A 17,554-nucleotide genomic window follows, 5' to 3' on the forward strand; every position below is an offset into this window, starting at 1 on the left:
CCTTCCCCCCCCCCCCCCCCCCCCCCCCCCCCCCATCAGGCGCATTTAGCAATTATATCAAGAACTTGACCGCCGCTGATGTCGCCTGGCAAGCCATCAAGGACATGAGCGCGGGCGTGGCGCTGCCTCCGGAATTCGAGCAGGCGATCGTGGCTGCCGAACGCGAGTATTTTTCGTCGGGAGCCATCGAACGTCAGAACGACCTTCTGAAGGTGCTGCTTGCCGGCGAACGGGTCGATACCAGCGCGCAGGAATGGACCGCCGAAATGGTACCGCGGCTGACGACGCTTCTCGAAGTCGCCAATGTCGCCCTGAAGGCTGCCAGAGACCACGCTGCTGCGGCGCGGGAGCGCGCGGAGAAGACCTTCTGGTGGGACGCGGGGCTTCTTGCAGCGTCGATCGTGGTGGCGGCTGGTCTGATGGTCGCCTTGCAGCGAAGGGTGTTGAGGCCGCTGGCCGTCATCCGCGATCGCATGACGGCGCTGGCCGGAGGGGACCTGTCGGTGGAAGTCCCCTATCTGGGACGGGGCGACGAGATCGGTGCCCTCGCGAAGACGATGGCGACATTCCGAGATAATTTGCAGGAAACCGAGCGCCTGCGCGCCGAGCAGGCCGACAGGGACAGGCAGGTCGCCGAGCAGCGGCGCGCGGATATGCGCGCTCTTGCCGACCGGTTCGACAGCACGGTCGGCGGCATCGTCGAAGTGGTGGCCTCGGCGGCGACCGAGCTGCAAGCCTCGGCGAGAACGCTCGCCGGGACCGCCGAGGAAACGCAGAGCCAGTCCTCGTCCGTCGCCGCGGCTTCAGAGCAGGCATCGACCAACGTCGCGTCCGTGGCCTCGGCCACGGAGGAACTGTCCGCATCGGTGACCGAAATCGCCCGGCAGGTGAGCAAATCGTCGGCGATTGCCGCCAAGGCGGTGAACGAGGCGAGCCAGACCAATCATAAGGTGAAGGGCCTCGCCACTGCCGCCGAAAAGATCGGCAGCGTCATCGAGCTCATCGACTCCATCGCGGCCCAGACCAACCTCCTCGCCCTCAATGCCACCATTGAGGCCGCGCGGGCAGGGGATGCCGGCCGGGGCTTCGCCGTCGTCGCCTCGGAAGTCAAGCAGCTCGCCGATCAGACCGGCCGGGCGACCGCCGAGATCAGCGACCAGATCGACGCTATCCGGTTTTCCACCACCGATGCGGCCGGGGCGATCCACAGCATCGGCAGCACCATCGAGGAGATAAACGCCATCGCTTCCACCATCGCGGCGGCGGTGGAGGAACAGACCGCGGCCACGACCGAGATCGCCCGCAACATTCAGGAGGCGGCCTCAGGCGCGGCCCAGGTGTCGGGAGCGATCACCGGTGTTACGGAAGCTGCGGGCGAATCGAGCACTGCCTCGTCGCAGGTGCTGGCAGCAGCTTCCGAACTGAGCCATCAGGCGGAATTGCTGCGGCGCGAGGTGGACGGTTTCCTCGCCACAGTACGTGCCGGCTGACCGACGCCGGCGGCAGGAAAGACCGTCGTGTGGAGATGTGGAACAGCGGCGGACAGAAATCGAAACCGCCGCCGGCCGGCCGTCAGGACACGGCGTCGAGCGCGCGCGGGTTTTCGATCCGCGCGAGGCCCTGCTTGACCGCCTCCTGCACCTTCTCGAAGGCGCGCACCTCGATCTGGCGCACGCGCTCCCTGGAGACGCCGAACTCGCCCGACAGTTCCTCCAGCGTCACCGGATCGTCGCGCAGCCGGCGCGCCTCGAAGATGCGCCGCTCGCGGTCGTTGAGCACGCCGAGCGCCTCGCGCAGCGCCGCCAGGCGGTTGCTGCCTTCCTCCTCGCTGACGAGCGTGGTCTCCTGATCGTCGCCGCCATCGACGAGCCAGTCCTGCCATTCGCCCTCGCCGTCCTGGCGCAGGGGCGCGTTCAGCGACGTATCGCCGCCGAGACGGCGGTTCATGTCGATGACCTCCTGCTCCGGCACGCCGAGCTTGGTGGCGATGGTCGACACGTGTTCGGGCAGCAGGTCGCCGTCCTCATAGGCGGAGATCTGCCCCTTGGCCTTGCGCAGGTTGAAGAACAGCTTCTTCTGATTGGCCGTGGTGCCCATCTTCACCAGCGACCAGGAGCGCAGGATATATTCTTGAATCGCCGCCTTGATCCACCACATGGCGTAGGTGGCGAGGCGAAAACCCTTGTCGGGCTCGAACCGCTTGACGGCCTGCATCAGACCGACGTTGCCCTCCGACACGACCTCCGAAATGGGCAGGCCGTAGCCGCGGTAGCCCATGGCGATCTTGGCCACGAGGCGCAGGTGGGAGGTGACGAGCTTGTGCGCCGCGAGCCTGTCGCCATGCTCCTTCCACCGCTTGGCGAGCATGTACTCCTCCTGCGGTTCCAGCATGGGGAAGCGGCGGATTTCACTGAGGTAACGATTGAGGCCGCTTTCGCTGGCCAATGTCGGCAGGGCCGATGATGTGCTCATGATGCCTCCTCTCAGATCCCCTTCATAGGCAGATCATATGCGGCCGCCAGAAGGCCGGCCGGCTTTCAGTATAGCGCACGACGCAGTCTGTGGGGAAGGGACCGAACATGACAATATCGCCATGTTCCACGCACCGACATCCCGGCTTCTGCTGGAAACCAGTATTTCGTATGCATCCATCATCGGTCGGTGCGGGCGCGCACGGTCCGTTCAGCCGCGTCGCAGGGCCTCGACGAGGTCCTGCATGGCGTCCGGCAGCGGGCTTTCGAACGCCATCTCCTCGCCCGTCCCGGGGTGGGCGAAGCCGAGCCACGTCGCGTGCAGCGCCTGCCGCCCGAGCCGTCTCAGCGCCGCCTGCGCCTTCTCGCTGAGCCGCGCCTCCTTGCTGCGGAAGCCGCTGCCGTAGAGCGCATCGCCGAGCAGGGGATGCCCCCTGTGCGCGAGGTGGACGCGGATCTGGTGCGTGCGTCCCGTCTCGAGTTCACAACGCACGAGGCTCGCCAGCGGTTCCCCGCCCGCGCCGGAAAAGTCCTGCTCGACCCGGTAATGGGTGATGGCTTCGCGCCCGCGTCCGCGCGCCACCACGGCGATCTTTTCGCGGTTGTGGATCATCCGCTCCAGGGGCGCGTCGATGGTGCCGGCGCGCGGCAGGGGCGAGCCCCAGCAGACGGCGAGATAGGCCCGCTCCAGCGGGCCGGTGCGGCCGTGGTCGGCGAACTGGGCGGCGAGCGACTGGTGGGCGCGGTCGGTCTTCGCCACCACCATGACACCGGAGGTGTCCTTGTCGAGACGATGCACGATGCCGGGCCGGCGCACGCCGCCGATCCCGGACAGGCTGTCGCCGCAGTGGGCGAGGAGCGCGTTGACGAGCGTGCCGTTCGGCGATCCGGGCGCGGGATGCACGACGATGCCCGCCGGCTTGTCGATGACGATGAGCCAGTCGTCCTCATAGATCACCGAGAGGGGTATGGCTTCGGGCTCGGGCGCGGCGGGCTCGGGCGCGGGCACGACGAGGCCGAGGCGCGCGCCGGGAGCGATTCGCGCCCCGGGATCGGTGACGACGAGGCCGTCGACGCTGGCCATGCCGGCGCGAATCAGTTGTTGCAGGCGACTGCGCGACAATCCGGCCTGCACCCCGGCGGCCGCCTCTGTGAGCGCCTTGTCGAGACGGCCGGCGGGCGTGCCCTCCGGCAGGACGAATATCAGCGGCTCGTCGTCGATGTCGTCATCATGAATCGCGCTCAATGAAACCTCTTGGTGAAACCTCTGGGGAGCGAAAGCTTGCGGGGAGCTTCTAGAGCATGTCATCGTTTCACGGAAACGCTGACATGCTCTCACTCTTTGATTTTGAGCGAATTCTTATCGATCAGACGATTCCGTCTGATCGGAACGCGCTCCAGCGGAGGGGCCGGCGTCGCGATGACATGGCGTTGCGATGCATGGGGCGCAACGGAAACCGGGCGCAACGGAAACCCTGGCCTTGGCCGGTTTTATATCAGCGGCCGGTCCGGCGTCCACATTCGGATGCAAATTATTGCACTTGGTGCTTGCAATGCCGTCGCACAGCCGATATACGGACCACCTGCCCGGCACGCTCCCATCGTCTAGCGGCCCAGGACGTCGCCCTCTCACGGCGAAAACAGGGGTTCGAGTCCCCTTGGGAGCGCCATTAAAATCAAGCGTGTAGGTTATAATCCGCGCAAAAAGTCTTAATTGTGCGGAGAAGCTGACCGGCGACGTTGCGGACCGTGGTAGTTGATGACTGTGCCCAAGTGTGTCGTGTGATAGCGCGGGCTGCCCATCAGCTTGAGCGACTGTTGCAGCCAAGTTTCCGCCTCCCGGTGCAGCCTGAGACGGTTTCCAAAAAGCCCCTGTCTGGACGAGCACTGCTAAGGTGACCGCAGGTGGCACCGGGTGTCTTCTTCACTTCCCCAGAAACAGCTGGAGCGTGTTCCGATCAGACGGAATCGTCTGATCGATAAGAATTCGCTCAAAATCAAAAACTTAGAGAGCATGTCATCGTTTCCGTGAAATGATGACATGCTCTGAGAAAGCCGCTCGCAGCCCTCTCGGTCGGCAATATGGAAACTCGCCTCACGCAGATGATTTTCCCCGCGCGTTTTGCTGTCGTCCGTCCTCCAGCGCGATATGGACGTCGATAAGGAAGGGACGTCCCGAGCGTACAGTTTCGATTGCGGTGCGCAGCGTCTGTTCGAGCCCTTCGGGAGATCTCACGGGGCCAACCGCATCGACGCCTTGTGCACGGACCATTGCCGCGATATCCGGTATTGGTTCGTCCAGCGCTTGGCCAACCCAGCGGTTTTCCCGGCTGCGCTCGCGCTCGACAGCGACTGTGTCCTGATGGAGCACGTCGTTGAGATATGCCCGATTGTTCGCCACGATGACGAGCGCCGGTATCTTATATTTCGCCGCCGTCCAGAATGCGTTGATGCCCATCAGGCAATCGCCGTCACCGATCACGCCGACCGTGAGGCGGCCGCTCTCCTTGAGCGCAAGTGCCGCGCCGATGGACACGCCCGGTCCGGAACCGATACCGGCGCCGCCGTCCTTGCCGAGGTAATCGAGGGGTTCTCGGTGCGGGAAAACCGCGCACGGCCAGCCACGAGGAAGGCTGGCGAGGGTTATGGGCTGGCCGTCCGTTGCGGCGGCGAGCGCATGCGCGATCCATTCCATTGTCAGGCTGCCGTTCCTGAGCGCCGGCATGTCTGTCGGTGCGCGCCCGCAATCGGGCTCCGTCCGTCCGATCTGTGCGCCCAACGCGTCCACCAGCGCAGCGACCGCCACATCCGGATTGCACAGCAGGCTGACATCGACAACGGGCAATGCCCCGTGCTCCTTGCCCCAGCCGTTGTGAAGATGCACGTCATCGCTCGCATGGATGACGGGGACGCCCGGTACGCCGCCCTCGAAAGCGGCATGTAGAACCCCGCCGAGATCCACTGATCCGAAGCTGACGATAAGATCGGCGTCCTTGATGGCAGCCTTTGCCTCTGGCGTGAGCTTGTTGAAGGGCTGCCCCACATGAAGTGAATGATCGGTCGGCACCATGGCGCCGGCCTTGAGGTCCGAGACCATCCTGCCTCCCACATGCCGGGCAAGCGCCAGCCGCAGATCCATCGCTTCTCTCGTGCGGGCACCCCTTCCGAAGAGCAGGATTGGCTTGCCGGCCGCACGCAGCCGATCCGTGGCGGCTTTCAGTGAGGCCGGATTCGGCCCGGACGGCAACGGCGGCGCATAACGATTGACATCCGGCAGCCTGACAGGCGTCGCGAGACGTTGTTCCTGCAAGGCCGCGTCAAGGCACACATAGACAGGGCCGCATGGCGAGGTCTGAGTTATCTGCCACGCCCGGAACAGGCTATCAGGCGTGGCCGCGACGGATGCAGGCTGATCGTCCCATTTGCTGAACGGCCTGATCAGTGCCGCCGGATCCTGTGAGGTGTGGATCCAATCGATCCATGGCCGCCGCTTGGTGGCGTCCACCGGCCCGTTGGCACCCAGTATCAGCATGGGCACCCGGTCGCACCAGGCGTTGAAGATGGCCATTGTGGCGTGCATCAGGCCGACGTTGGCGTGAAGGGCCACAGCCATCGGCCTGCCTGCCGCTTTCGCATATCCATGAGCGATGGCTACGGCATGCTCCTCATGCAGGCACATCAACATGGTAGGCGTTTCGTTGCCGAGATGGTTGACCAAGCTGTCATGCAGTCCGCGATAGCTGGCGCCGGGGTTGAGCGCGATAAAGGGAATGTCGAGCGCACGAAGTACATCCGCGGCAACGTCGCTCCCCCATGACGTGCGCTGGTCAACAGGAGCGATAGGGGAAGCGGCAAATTCGCTGCCGCTGCTGATGGCGGGTTTGGTCATCTCGTTCATGGAAAGCTGCCTCGCTGATCCGCTCCGAGCCCGGTCGGTATCGGAACCGAAGATGCGCGGATCCAGGAGCGGAATCCGCATTGTCATTCATGGTGATGGATGCCGGCAGACGCCCGTCCGTCCGCCGGCCATCATTCGTCCTGATCAGTTGGACCCCCGGCTCAGTATCAGCTTCTTGTAAAGCTGGTCCCACTTTTTGAAAGAGTCGAGTTGCTCGCTGGGGTCCGCCACCTTGATCTCGACATCGCCCACCGTCGACGCCTCGACCTTGGCGGACGCCGGAACATAGTCGAGCGACGCCAGGGTCGGCTGGGCTTCGCTCAGCATGTATTCGGCAAAAAGCGCGGCTGCATTGGGGTTGCTGGCATGTTTGAGGATCGCGATGCCGGAGACACGCGCGATAGCCGGTTCAAGGATGGTCCAGTCGATAGGCGCTCCCAGCCGCTTGGCCTGGGCCGGCATGTAGTTATAGACGGTGAGGCCCAAAGGCACTTCCCCTGCGACGACGAGATTGTTGAGCAGAGAGTGCCCCTTGCGAACGGAAAGCCCGTTGCCTGCCGACAACTTTTCGAAGAAGGCGAGCCCCTCCTCTTCTCCCAGAATATCCAGGAGAGTTATGAACCAGTCGATGTCGGTGGATTCATAGCCGAGCTTGCCTTTCCATTTCGGATCAAGAAGATCCTCGTATGACTTCGGCAAATCTTCGACCGCGACCTGATCGGTGTTGTAGGCCTGCACCCAGACCGCGAGGAACGTGCCCGCCCAATCGCGCTGCTTCGACACCGAGCCGGGATGGAGATCGCCGAAATAGGGCGAGTTGAACGGCTGGAGCAATCCCTCGCGTGAAAGGGCTTCAAGTTCCGGCGAGCTCGTATGGACGGCATCCACTGTAAAACGGCCGGCCTTCTGTTCCTGTACGGTGCGCTGAAGAATCTCGTCGCTTCCCGCTCTCCAGACATTGACCTTGATGCCGTATTTCTGCTCGAAGGGCTTGATCAACGGGTCGACGTCGCCTTTCGCAAACGAGGTGTAGAGCGTAAGGGACCCCTCCTGCCGGGCGGCGGCCTCAAGCTTTTCCAGTCGGTCGATAGCATCCGAATTCACAAGCGAACTGTCGGCCGCGACCGCTGCGTGCGCGCCAAGCGACAGGAAAAAGCCCATTGTTGCTGCAATAATACTTGAGCGTCCTATCATTTTATTTCCTCCCTATTAGATGAGTTGGTCTCGAAACGTCCGGTCTCTCCTCGCTGTAGGCCGCCGATTGCCCGCGTATTCAGCGGCTATAGTCGGTATAGTCACCTTGATAGCTTCGGCTTTGCCGGCATCAGATGCACCGTCTTGGTCTCGGTGTAGCTCAGCAATTCGCTCAGCCCTTCCTCGCGGCCGATGCCGCTGTTCTTGAATCCACCGAACGGTGTTCCATAGAAGTGGCCCGACACACCGTTGACCCAGATGTAGCCGGCTTGTACGGCTCGCAGCATCCGGAGCGTGGTGCCGTAGTCGTTCGTCCAGATCGAGGCGGCAAGACCATAGCTGGTGGCGTTGGCGAGCCGGATCGCATCGTCCTCCGTCTTCCAGCGGAATACAGAGAGGACCGGCCCGAATATCTCCTCCTGGCTGATGCTCATGGATGGGTCTACGTCGGCAAAGATCGTAGGCTCCAGCCAGTATCCACGCTCGAACTCCGCCCCTTTCGGCTTTCCGCCACCGGTGAGCCGTTTCGCCCCCTCGCCAACGCCCGAGGCGATCGCTGCCTTAACCCGCTCGTAGTGCCGTTGCGAATTGATCGGCCCCATTTCGCTGCCGGGATCGAGTGGATTGCCGAGCCGCAGCGCTTTCACCTTGGCCACAATCCGATCCAGGACGGGTTGGTAGAGCGTTTCGTGCAAAAGGAGACGGCTCATCGATCCGCAGGATTGTCCCTGCCAGGCGAAGTTCATCCCAGCCACCGCGGCATCGGCAATGATGTCCGGATCGACATCAGGACATGCGATCAGCGGATTCTTGCCGCCAAGCTCCAAACTGATGGTCTTTACCGCGGCCTCTGCCGCTGCGCGCTGGATAGCCATGCCGGTAGCGGCCGATCCCGTAAAGCCGATGCGTTTCACGTGGGGATGGCGGACGATTGCGTCACCGACCGGATAGCCATGGCCCGACACGATATTGACCACGCCCGGCGGCAGGACGTCCCGGCAGATCTCGGCCAGGATGCCGGCCGAAAGCGGGCTTTGTTCGGGCGTTTTCACAACAACGGCATTGCCGGCCATCAGGGGCGCAGCAAGCGCATTGGCGGCGAACTTGATCGGATGGTTGAAGGGGATGATGCGGCCGACGACCCCATAGGGTTCATGCAGGGTCAGATGCAGGTTGTCGGCACTCGCCGGCACCGTTTCGCCCTTCAGCTCCGTGCCCAGGCCGGCATAGTATTCCAGCGCATTTGCCGCCGATTCCACGTCCTTGCGCATCTTGGTGATGGTGTTGCCGGTATCCATGACTTCAAGCCGCAGGATTTCTTCGGCGCGCGCACGCATGCGGCCAGCAATTTCGCGCAACGCCTGGCCACGAACGCGCATGGGTGTCGCTGCCCACGCCGGATAGGCCCTTCTGGCCGCATCGATTGCCCGGTTGACATCCGCGGCTGTAGCAGCGGGAAAGCGGCCGAGGACATTCTCGTCGGCTGGATTGATGGAATCGATCCAGCCGTTGTCGCTCGCGCTCGTCAGCTCGCCATCGATAAGCATCAACGTCGTGGGCGTTTTCTCCTTTCCCGTCATGGTCATGCGTCCTGACCTGCGGGGACGCGCTTCTTTTCGCGAGTCTGCAATTTCTTTTCCGACCATACCGGGTCGATGTTGAACAGCTTCAATGCTGTTTCCCCGAGAATGTTTCGTTTCGCCTGCTCGCCGAGAAAGGGCAGATCATAGATCGTGCTTGGAAGATCCATGTCCCAATGCGGATAGTCGGAGGCATAGAGAAGCTGGGTTTCGGCGCGCAGCATCTCGAACGTGACTTCGAGGGCCTTGCGGTTGTGCACCATTTCCATCGGCTGCGATGAGTAATACATGTCCGCGATATACTCGCTCGGGCGGCGCTTGAGGAGCGGAGCCTCGGACGAGCGCATCATGTATTCGTTGTCCAGGCGCTGCATGAGGAATGGCAGCCATGCCAGACCGCTTTCGATCCACATCACCTTCAGCTTCGGGAACCGTTCCGGCAGGCCGTTCACGATCCAGTTGGTAAGATGGATCATGTTGAACACGGTGAAGCCCAGTGCATGCACGGAAATGAACCGATTGAGCTGCGACATGGCCTGGTCGAACCAGTTATAGCCGGCATGGAAGGACAACGGCATACCGCGCTCTTCCAGCATGCGGTATACTTTCATATAGCTATTGTCGAAAATGGGCTTGTAGCGTGTCGAGGTGACCATAAAGCCGACCACCCCCTTGCGGCTGCCGAAATCCTCGATCATGCGGACGGAGGCGTCCGGGTCGTTCAGGGGCAGATAGAGCATGGAACAAATGCGCGGCTCCTCGACGAGGATCGTCTCGCAGAGCCAGCGATTGTAGGCGCGCGATAGCACGACCTCCATTTCCACTTGCGGGTGCATGCCGAGATGAAGCATCGGCGTGGGGAACAGGCAGGACATGTCGACGCCCATCGCATCCATCCAGCGACGGGCAAGCGTAATGTCGCGATGCGGCGAGGGCGGCGTCTGCTCGGTCTTGCGTTTCGTATAGCGCGTCACGCGGCCCGCCATGTCCTGGAAGCCGATCTGGCTTGGTTGGAAGTTGGTGCGCCCGCCGCCGATCTTCGCCTTGTTCACGGCAAGCTGCCTGACCGTCGGATCCTCGATGAATTCGGCGATCTGACCGAAGGATTCGTTTTCATAGTGGTGTGAATCGACGTCCATGATGAAAACATCATCATAGTTGCGATCCTTGGCCTGACGGGACGCGTTCTTCAGTAAGGTTGATGTGTCGAACTCTTCCGACGACAAATCTCGAACGTTATGTACAAACTGATCCACGACAAATCCCCCCTATGGGCAGTGCGCTTGTTTTTCACGTTTCGAAAAAGAAACTACTATAATTATCTGCATGTAATATTTTCTGGAAAATAACCGTTTTATGGACTTCTAGATTTCGCCGGCCCATGATTGCCAGAGCCCCAGTTCGAAGACCTGCAGATCCGCCGCGCGCAACATTGAGAGCGCCATGATGGAGACATCCGTTGCCGTGACCTCGGACCGGGCAGGGAAGGCGCTGACCTTTTGGCCCCCTGCCTGTCGTTTCGCGGAGAATACGCGAACGGCTTGTGACAGAAGCTCCTGGAGGGCGGCATCCGATATGAGCCAGAGTTCGTCCCGCTCCAGGGCATTGGCGAGTGTGGCGGCTGCGCTGGATATCGTGGCATTGGCTGCGTCAGACGACGACATAGATGCCTCCCTGGCGCTCCACGACTTCGTAACGCTTCAGGCGTAAACCGGCGTCACCGACACAGCGGCCGTTTTCGAGGTTGAACTCGTATCCGTGCCAAGGGCAGACGATGTGTTCCTCAACGTCCGAAAAACGATGGCCAAAAAATTGCTGCTCGTCGTTGAGCACGGGCTCGACTTTTGGCATGCGTACGCCTTCGCAGACAGGCCCTCCCTGATGCGGACAGCGGTTGAGATAGGCGTAACACCGGCCCTTGTGACGAATGACGCCGATTTCCGTGTTGCCGACGTCCACCACCCTGACGGTGCCTTCCGCTAGCTCGGATGCAGCAGTGACGAATATTTCCGGCATTTCCCCCTCCTCAATAGGTATTATCCCATACTGTATGGAACCATACTAATATGGTCAATCTTTTTTTAGAGGAATGAGAGTGTGCGGGCTGTCGTGATGGGAGCGACATATTTGCCGATGGACAGGAACCGGGAAACGTGCTGTTCGATAGATGGATTCTAGGGCTCGCAGGATGGGTGAGCGTCTGGAAGCGTTAACCGATACCGAAACTGGACAAGACGTGCCATGGAGTCAGCCGGAAAGGCAAACCTGGTTCCCTCACCCTATGCAGAAGGGGCGCGCCCCGGTATCGGTCGAGTGCTCAGGGAAGCCAGCAAGGTCTGGAACAGGCTGCTTCAGGAGAGGCTGGCCGTCCACAACATAGGTCTGGCGGAATATCTGCATCTGCGCGCGCTCTGGGCGCAGGACGGGGTGCCGCAGATCGAGTTGGCGCAGCGTATCGGCATCGAAAAAGCCTCTTCAACGGCCGTTCTCAACTCGCTGGAGACCAAGGATCTCATCAGGCGCACCCGTGACGCCGAAGACAGGCGGAAGGTCAATGTCTTCCTGACGGAAAAGGGCCAGGAATTGAAAGAGACCCTCCTGCCGACGGCCCACACGGTTGCACTCCAGGCGATAAGGGGCTTTCACGAGGACGAGGTGCTCCTTCTCGTTTCGCTGCTGCGCAAGATGATCGACAATCTGCAAGACGAGACACTTGACGCCTCGGACTTTTAAGCGAACGCGTAATCTGCATGTTTGGTGCAGTTTCGGCATTCTTCGGCTGTGAAGAAATCGCAGATCCTACCGATATCTGCCCGGGCATCGTATTGCGCGACTTCCGCTTCGCCGCTTTCGCTATCCCGCTCATGCTGCGCGCGGGATAGCTCTGTCCGGGGAGAGGGAAAGTCCGGTCGCTCCGGCATTTGCGCAACAAAGCCTCTGCGCGAGAAAACCACTCCAATCGGACCACGTCAGTGGGGCACTCCACAGCCATGCCGGCAGGCTGGTTCGTCTGGAATGTTGACAGCCGCGGGGTATTTAGGTTGATATCAACATAAATAGGTGAGCATTAATTGTAGAGGATATGATGCCGCATCATCCGGTCGTCTCACGCGAGGAATGGCTCAAGGCACATCGCTCCATTCGATGCCAGCTATCGCTGAAACATGGGGTCCCGAGATGAGTTGCTGAGCCGCTTTTGCGATGGGCTTCGATAAATCGTTCGTGGGGCCTCGATATCTCCGCGCACTCTTTCCATGAGGCGTCGGCCGGAATCCGGCCCACGCCTCCATCGCCGGCTCAAAATCCCTCTACAAGGCGCATCTGAATGCGTCGCGTGTAGCCTCTAGTCACTCGATCGACCAGAGGAGCATGGACGCGGCTTCCGCCACGGCGTGCAGAATCAAACTGCCAGTCCCAGTTCCGCCCGCGCTTCAGCCGCGGTCGCTACCTTGCCCCCTATGGACTCGATAATACTGACCGCCCTCTCCACAAGTTCGGCATTGTCCCGTGCCAGCACGCCTTTGCTGATGTAGACATTGTCTTCCAGCCCGACACGGCAGTGCCCTCCAAGCAGCGTGGCCTGTGCAACCATCGGAAAGGAGTGGCGTCCAACGCCGAAAGCTGCCCACACACAATCATCCGGCAGCAGCGATTTAGAGTACATCAGGCTGGCAGGGCTCGCCGTCGCGCCGTATTTGACTCCAAGCACGATCTGAAAAAGCGTGGGGCCACGCAAGGTGCCGTCGGCTATGAGATCGTGCGCCAACGCGATGTCACCGGAATCGAAAACTTCGAGTTCCGGCTTCACGCCGGCTTCGTACATGAGGCGCGCCATTTCGCGCACCACCGACGGCGCGTTGATGACAGCAGTCGGGCCGAACCACATCGTGTTCAAGTCCAGGCTGCAAATATCCGGCTTGAGAGTGACGATGTGCTCGACGCGCTTTTCGGGCTTCAGGAGCATCGTGCGAGGACCGGGCTTCGCAGGGTCATCTGGCGAAGGCTGATAACGCCCGCCTGGCCCCGTCGTCAGATTGATCAAGATATCCGATCCGCTGTCACGGATACGTTTGACCACCTCCTCGTAGTGCTCAAGCGCGATGCTCGGCGAGCCGGTGTCCGGGTCGCGCACATGGATATGCGCGATGGCGGCGCCAGCTTTTCCTGCGTCGATACAAGCATCGGCAATCTCCTTCGGCGTCACGGGAAGCCCCGGATGGTGTTCGCGCGTGGTGTGATTGCCGGTGATTGCGCAGGTCAATATCGTGGGCTTCATGCGGATTGCTCTCCTCAAAATCGCGGTAATGAGCCGCACCGGCATTTTCGATCCGGTGACAGCTTGACAAGGCGATAGCATATCCAAATAATCGTTTCAAACGAATGATTGAAATTTATGCCGACTGAAGCGACGCGTTCAAAATTCGAGCCCGCCCCGGGGACGTCCGTCTCTTTGCGGTGGTTTATTTCAGAAACGATGGAGCAGGGTATGTCCGATAGTAAACACCTCATTACGCGCGATGACCTCAAGGCCGCTGCGGAGAAGTACAAGAACTGGGGGCGCTGGGGTGCGGACGATGAAATCGGTACTCTCAACCATGTGCAGCCGGGGGACATCGTCGCGGCGAGCAGGCTCGTGCGGAAGGGAGAGGTTATCTCCCTGGCCCTCAATTATGATCAGAATGGACCACAGGCCGGAAAGACACCCTACCAGGTTCCCGGACGAATCAATCCGCTTCACGTCATGTTGAGAACGGGCACGGATGCCTATGCAGGTGTACTCGACAAACGTGGCATGCGCGCCGCGGATGACCTCGTCGTCCTGCCGCTTCAGAGTGGCACCCAGTGGGACGGTCTGGGCCACGTGTTTTACGAAGACTATATGTGGAACGGATACGATTGCCGGGAGGTTAGCAGTCTCGGTGCGCAGAAGTGTGGAATCGAAAAAACCAAGACGAAGATGGTTGGGCGAGGCGTCTTCCTCGACATGCCGCGTGTCTTCGGCGTTGATACGCTGGATGATGGATATGGTATCACCTGCGACGATCTGGATCGCGCCGCCAAGGCGCACGGAGTGGAAGTCAGGCGTGGCGACTACGTTATCGTGCGCACCGGACAGATGGAGGCTAAGATCGCGGCAGGAAGCTGGGACGGATACAATGGCGGAGATGCACCGGGCTTCGCCTTCGAAACGCTTGAGTGGATACAGGATCGAAAGATCGCTGCGATTGCCAGCGACACGTGGGGTTGCGAAGTGAGGCCCAATGGGACAGAGGCGGGCATCATCCAGCCCTGGCACTGGATCACGATCCCTATAATGGGGCTGACGATGGGCGAAATTTTCTACCTGGCCGATCTCGCCGAAAGCTGTGCATCGGATGGCGCATACGAGTTCATGTTTGTGGCGCCGGCCTTGCCCATTACGGGAGCGGTAGGCTCACCCACAAATCCGCTGGCGATCAAGTAGAAGCAGGCTCTTGGAGCTGCCTTGTCAAGGCGTAACAAGCGCTTGGAGGAATGAAGAAATGGCCGAACCAAAAATCGACGAGGCTGTAAAAATTGCTTTTTCGGGCCAAACAAAAGAACTCATCCTGACAGCGGCGGAACATCTGTTTGCAGAGCATGGCCTTGCCGGGGTCTCGATGAGGGAGATAACAAGGGTCGCCGGGGTCAACATCGCGGCGATCAACTACCACTTCCGTACCAAGGAAAAGTTGTTTGAAGAGGTGTTCCTGCGTCGGACAAAGCCGATCGCTGCGGAGCGCTTGAGGCTGCTGCGTAAAGCTGAAGAGCAGGCAGACGGCCGTCCCGAGCTGGAGGATATTCTGAGGGCGTTTATCACTCCCTCGTTCGGGCGTACGCCCGAGGAGCGGGATACGCTTCTACGTGTCGCCCGTCTGCGCGCTCGGCTTGCCACCGAACCGGCGGAGTTTGCGCAGGATCTTCTCGGAAGAGTCTTTGATGAATCCAGCAGGGCATTTCTCCAGGCGCTCGAAAAGGCATTGCCCGAACTAACGCCGCAAGATGTTCACTGGCGCTTCCATTTCATGTTGGGGACGACGGTCTACACATGGGGAACACAGCGCCGTGTCGAGTCTATAGGCGGCGGAAAGATCGACACGTCCGATGCAGCCTCAGTGATTGCCCATCTCATCCCTTTTCTGACCGCGGGATTTCGTGCCGGATCGCTGGGTTGATGGCTCCCTCACTTTCGATCGAGCTACCGGTTTACGTGCTTACCGGTTTTCTCGGCGCCGGGAAAACGTCGCTGCTGAACGACGAATTAGCCGGCTATCTCGGTGGGGACACGCTTGTCATTATCAGCGAGTTCGGCAAGATCGGGATCGATCATGCGTTGGTGGAGATCGCGCGAGACAATGTGTTTCTGCTTCCTTCCGGATGCCTGTGCTGCGCCTCGAAAGGCGACGTCAGCGCGACCCTGACCTATCTGTCCTCACGGCGGCGCCTGGGAGCGCTTCCCGATATTTCGCGCATCGTTGTGGAAATGAGCGGTGGCGCTGATCCTGGGCATCTCATCGACATGCTTTGCTCGCCGGCCACACGCGCAGCGGGGTTTCGCCCCGGCGCTGTCACGACCGTCGTGGATGCGCTTCACGGATCATTGCATATCGAACGCCATTTCGAAGCCCGACGTCAGATAGCGATGGCTGATCATATCGTCGTTTCAAAAACGGACCTCCTGCCTGGCAAGTCGCTCGATAAGCTTGCCGCGGACATCAGAGCCATCAACCCCCATGCAAAGATAGTCAGCCGGCAACCGGGGTCGTGCGGAACGCTGTGTCTCGATGAACCGGGCAGCAGGCTCGTGAATACACGCTTTTCCGCCGTTGCCGGTGGTGAGGGTTTCGTATCCCACCTCCTGGTGGATCGCGAACCGGTTTTATGGTCGCATTTCTCACAATGGCTTTCCGCGGTCCTCTCACTGCGCGGAGCGGAAATACCGCGTGTCAAGGGGCTAGTACGCATTGCGGAGAGCGATGCTCCCATTTTGATTCAGGGAGCGTATCACTGGCTGGATCGACCGAGGGCATTGTCGGCCTGGCCGGACGATGACATCTCGACGCGCCTTGTTTTCATAACGACCAGCAAGGGGCCCGCCACCATAGAGCTGCCGAAACCACATGTGCCGAGCAACAGGGAGGATCCGTACCAGCAATGACCGCTATCGATGCCAGAAATGTGCGCCTTATCGCTCAAGATCCTCTCGAAGGATTTGGTGGAATCGGTGAAGGAATGGTCATCCAAACCACTGCCAGTGGCCGGCGCATCATGTGGCTGGCTCACGAGGGGCCGCCGAAGAACTTCACAGGAGTTGATGTCACGGACCCGCGAAAGCCGAAAGTGATCGTACAGACCGAACTTCCCCACGGCGACATGAGGTCGAACTCGCTGGACCTGACCGGCGACATTCTCGCGGTCTGTTACCAGACACTCGGACCAAAGGGACTTGGTGATCCAGGCCTGGGACTGACGCCGGCAGGCATAGAGCTGTTTGACGTAAGTGTGCCGGAAACCCCGAAGCGTATCTCATATTTCGATTGTTCGGGCCCTCATTCGATGGGCGTGCATCAACTGTGGTTTGTGGACGGCGAATACATCCATTGTTCCGCGGGCTCCGCCGATTTTCAGCCGCGCGATCGGAGGGACTGCCAATTTTATCGCTGCATCGACGTGCGCAATCCCTCTCGCCCGGAGGAAGTCGGCCGCTGGTGGTATCCGGGCACGCGCGAAGGCGATAAAGAACCCGCGCCCAGGCGCCATCCGCGATTCGACACCGGCTTTCGCGCGCATAATACGAATGTATATCCGGAGCGCCCCGATCGGGTTTATCTGGCCTATCTGGACGGCGGTGTGTTCATCCTTGACATCGCTGACAAGTCGGCGCCAAAGGTGGTCGCTCACTGGAATCCTCATCCACCCTTCAACGGGTTCACGCATACAGTACTGCCGTTGTTCGAGCGCGAGCTTTTGATCGTCACCGATGAAAGTATCAGAGACAGCGGGGCGGACGCCCCCAAGCTGACATGGATCGTAGACGCGCGCTGTGAGGACAATCTCGTCCCGCTGGGCACGTTTCCGATGCCTCCGGTTGCCGAGTTTGGGCCGCGTGGCGGTCGATTCGGATCCCACAATCTTCATGAAAATCGGCCGGGGCCATCATTCAGGTCCGATACGATCATCTTTTCGACACTGTTTAGTGGCGGCCTTCGCGTCTACGACATCGCGGATCCGTTGCAACCGTTGGAGATCGGACATTTCGTCCCGCCAGTGCCCAACGGTTCACCGGTCAACTCATCACAGATCAACGACGTATACGTCGATGAACGGGCGATTGTATATGCGGTCGAGCGCTTTACTGGCGGCCTCTACATACTGGAAACCGACATCTAGGG

15 protein-coding genes and 1 tRNA gene are annotated in these 17,554 nt (G+C 60.6%); 7 read left to right on the forward strand and 9 right to left on the reverse strand.

The window, feature by feature from the left end:
- Nucleotides 1-65: 65 nt before the first annotated feature.
- Nucleotides 66-1,490: a methyl-accepting chemotaxis protein gene (locus ACUSIJ_RS19935; protein WP_449310167.1), complete on the forward strand. Its 1,425-nt coding sequence runs from the start codon at nt 66-68 to the stop codon at nt 1,488-1,490.
- A gap of 82 nt (nt 1,491-1,572) precedes the next feature.
- Here the strand turns inward: ACUSIJ_RS19935 and rpoH are convergent, their stop codons facing one another.
- Nucleotides 1,573-2,472 carry an RNA polymerase sigma factor RpoH gene (gene rpoH, locus ACUSIJ_RS19940; protein ID WP_449310168.1) on the reverse strand — a complete coding sequence of 300 codons (900 nt, stop codon included), beginning with the start codon at nt 2,470-2,472 and terminating at the stop codon, nt 1,573-1,575.
- 210 nt (nt 2,473-2,682) lie between these two features.
- Nucleotides 2,683-3,708, reverse strand: coding sequence for an RluA family pseudouridine synthase (locus tag ACUSIJ_RS19945; RefSeq protein WP_449310298.1), 1,026 nt, complete (start codon nt 3,706-3,708; stop codon nt 2,683-2,685).
- 357 nt (nt 3,709-4,065) lie between these two features.
- On the opposite strand from ACUSIJ_RS19945, the gene ACUSIJ_RS19950 reads away from it, so the two are divergent.
- Nucleotides 4,066-4,141: transfer RNA gene (locus tag ACUSIJ_RS19950), tRNA-Glu, on the forward strand.
- Between the two features lie 425 nt (nt 4,142-4,566).
- On the opposite strand, the gene ACUSIJ_RS19955 is transcribed toward ACUSIJ_RS19950, so the two are convergent.
- From ACUSIJ_RS19955 to ACUSIJ_RS19980, 6 genes are all read right to left on the reverse strand, one after another.
- Nucleotides 4,567-6,369 (reverse strand): thiamine pyrophosphate-binding protein, encoded by a 1,803-nt coding sequence (locus ACUSIJ_RS19955; RefSeq protein ID WP_449310169.1) that lies wholly within the window; start codon nt 6,367-6,369, stop codon nt 4,567-4,569.
- A gap of 144 nt (nt 6,370-6,513) precedes the next feature.
- Nucleotides 6,514-7,563 carry an ABC transporter substrate-binding protein gene (locus tag ACUSIJ_RS19960; protein ID WP_449310170.1) on the reverse strand — a complete coding sequence of 350 codons (1,050 nt, stop codon included), beginning with the start codon at nt 7,561-7,563 and terminating at the stop codon, nt 6,514-6,516.
- A gap of 101 nt (nt 7,564-7,664) precedes the next feature.
- On the reverse strand, nt 7,665-9,143 hold the full coding sequence (locus ACUSIJ_RS19965; protein ID WP_449310171.1) for an aldehyde dehydrogenase family protein: 1,479 nt from the start codon (nt 9,141-9,143) through the stop codon (nt 7,665-7,667).
- Between the two features lie 2 nt (nt 9,144-9,145).
- Nucleotides 9,146-10,399, reverse strand: a complete 1,254-nt coding sequence (locus ACUSIJ_RS19970) for an amidohydrolase family protein (RefSeq protein WP_449310172.1) — start codon at nt 10,397-10,399, stop codon at nt 9,146-9,148.
- A 108-nt stretch (nt 10,400-10,507) separates the two neighbouring features.
- Nucleotides 10,508-10,807, reverse strand: coding sequence for a hypothetical protein (locus ACUSIJ_RS19975; protein WP_449310173.1), 300 nt, complete (start codon nt 10,805-10,807; stop codon nt 10,508-10,510).
- Nucleotides 10,794-11,159, reverse strand: coding sequence for a Rieske (2Fe-2S) protein (locus tag ACUSIJ_RS19980; RefSeq protein ID WP_449310174.1), 366 nt, complete (start codon nt 11,157-11,159; stop codon nt 10,794-10,796). The genes ACUSIJ_RS19975 and ACUSIJ_RS19980 overlap by 14 nt, the downstream gene beginning before the upstream one ends.
- 225 nt (nt 11,160-11,384) lie before the next feature.
- Here ACUSIJ_RS19980 and ACUSIJ_RS19985 point away from each other — a divergent pair, with 225 nt between their 5' ends.
- Nucleotides 11,385-11,876 (forward strand): MarR family winged helix-turn-helix transcriptional regulator, encoded by a 492-nt coding sequence (locus ACUSIJ_RS19985; RefSeq protein WP_449310175.1) that lies wholly within the window; start codon nt 11,385-11,387, stop codon nt 11,874-11,876.
- A 667-nt stretch (nt 11,877-12,543) separates the two neighbouring features.
- On the opposite strand, the gene ACUSIJ_RS19990 is transcribed toward ACUSIJ_RS19985, so the two are convergent.
- Nucleotides 12,544-13,419: a 3-keto-5-aminohexanoate cleavage protein gene (locus tag ACUSIJ_RS19990; protein WP_449310176.1), complete on the reverse strand. Its 876-nt coding sequence runs from the start codon at nt 13,417-13,419 to the stop codon at nt 12,544-12,546.
- Nucleotides 13,420-13,629: 210 nt separating this feature from the next.
- Between ACUSIJ_RS19990 and ACUSIJ_RS19995 the strand changes: the two genes are divergently transcribed.
- The 4 genes from ACUSIJ_RS19995 to ACUSIJ_RS20010 are packed head-to-tail and all read left to right on the forward strand — an operon-like array spanning nt 13,630 to nt 17,552.
- On the forward strand, nt 13,630-14,607 hold the full coding sequence (locus tag ACUSIJ_RS19995) for a cyclase family protein (RefSeq protein ID WP_449310177.1): 978 nt from the start codon (nt 13,630-13,632) through the stop codon (nt 14,605-14,607).
- A 58-nt stretch (nt 14,608-14,665) separates the two neighbouring features.
- Complete coding sequence (locus ACUSIJ_RS20000) at nt 14,666-15,337, forward strand: TetR/AcrR family transcriptional regulator (RefSeq protein ID WP_449310178.1); 672 nt, start codon at nt 14,666-14,668, stop codon at nt 15,335-15,337.
- Nucleotides 15,337-16,320, forward strand: coding sequence for a CobW family GTP-binding protein (locus ACUSIJ_RS20005; RefSeq protein WP_449310179.1), 984 nt, complete (start codon nt 15,337-15,339; stop codon nt 16,318-16,320). The genes ACUSIJ_RS20000 and ACUSIJ_RS20005 overlap by 1 nt, the downstream gene beginning before the upstream one ends.
- Nucleotides 16,317-17,552: an LVIVD repeat-containing protein gene (locus ACUSIJ_RS20010; RefSeq protein WP_449310180.1), complete on the forward strand. Its 1,236-nt coding sequence runs from the start codon at nt 16,317-16,319 to the stop codon at nt 17,550-17,552. Before ACUSIJ_RS20005 ends, ACUSIJ_RS20010 begins: the two co-directional genes overlap by 4 nt.
- Nucleotides 17,553-17,554 lie beyond the last annotated feature (2 nt).

It is taken from the genome of Pseudochelatococcus sp. B33 (genome assembly GCF_053570585.1).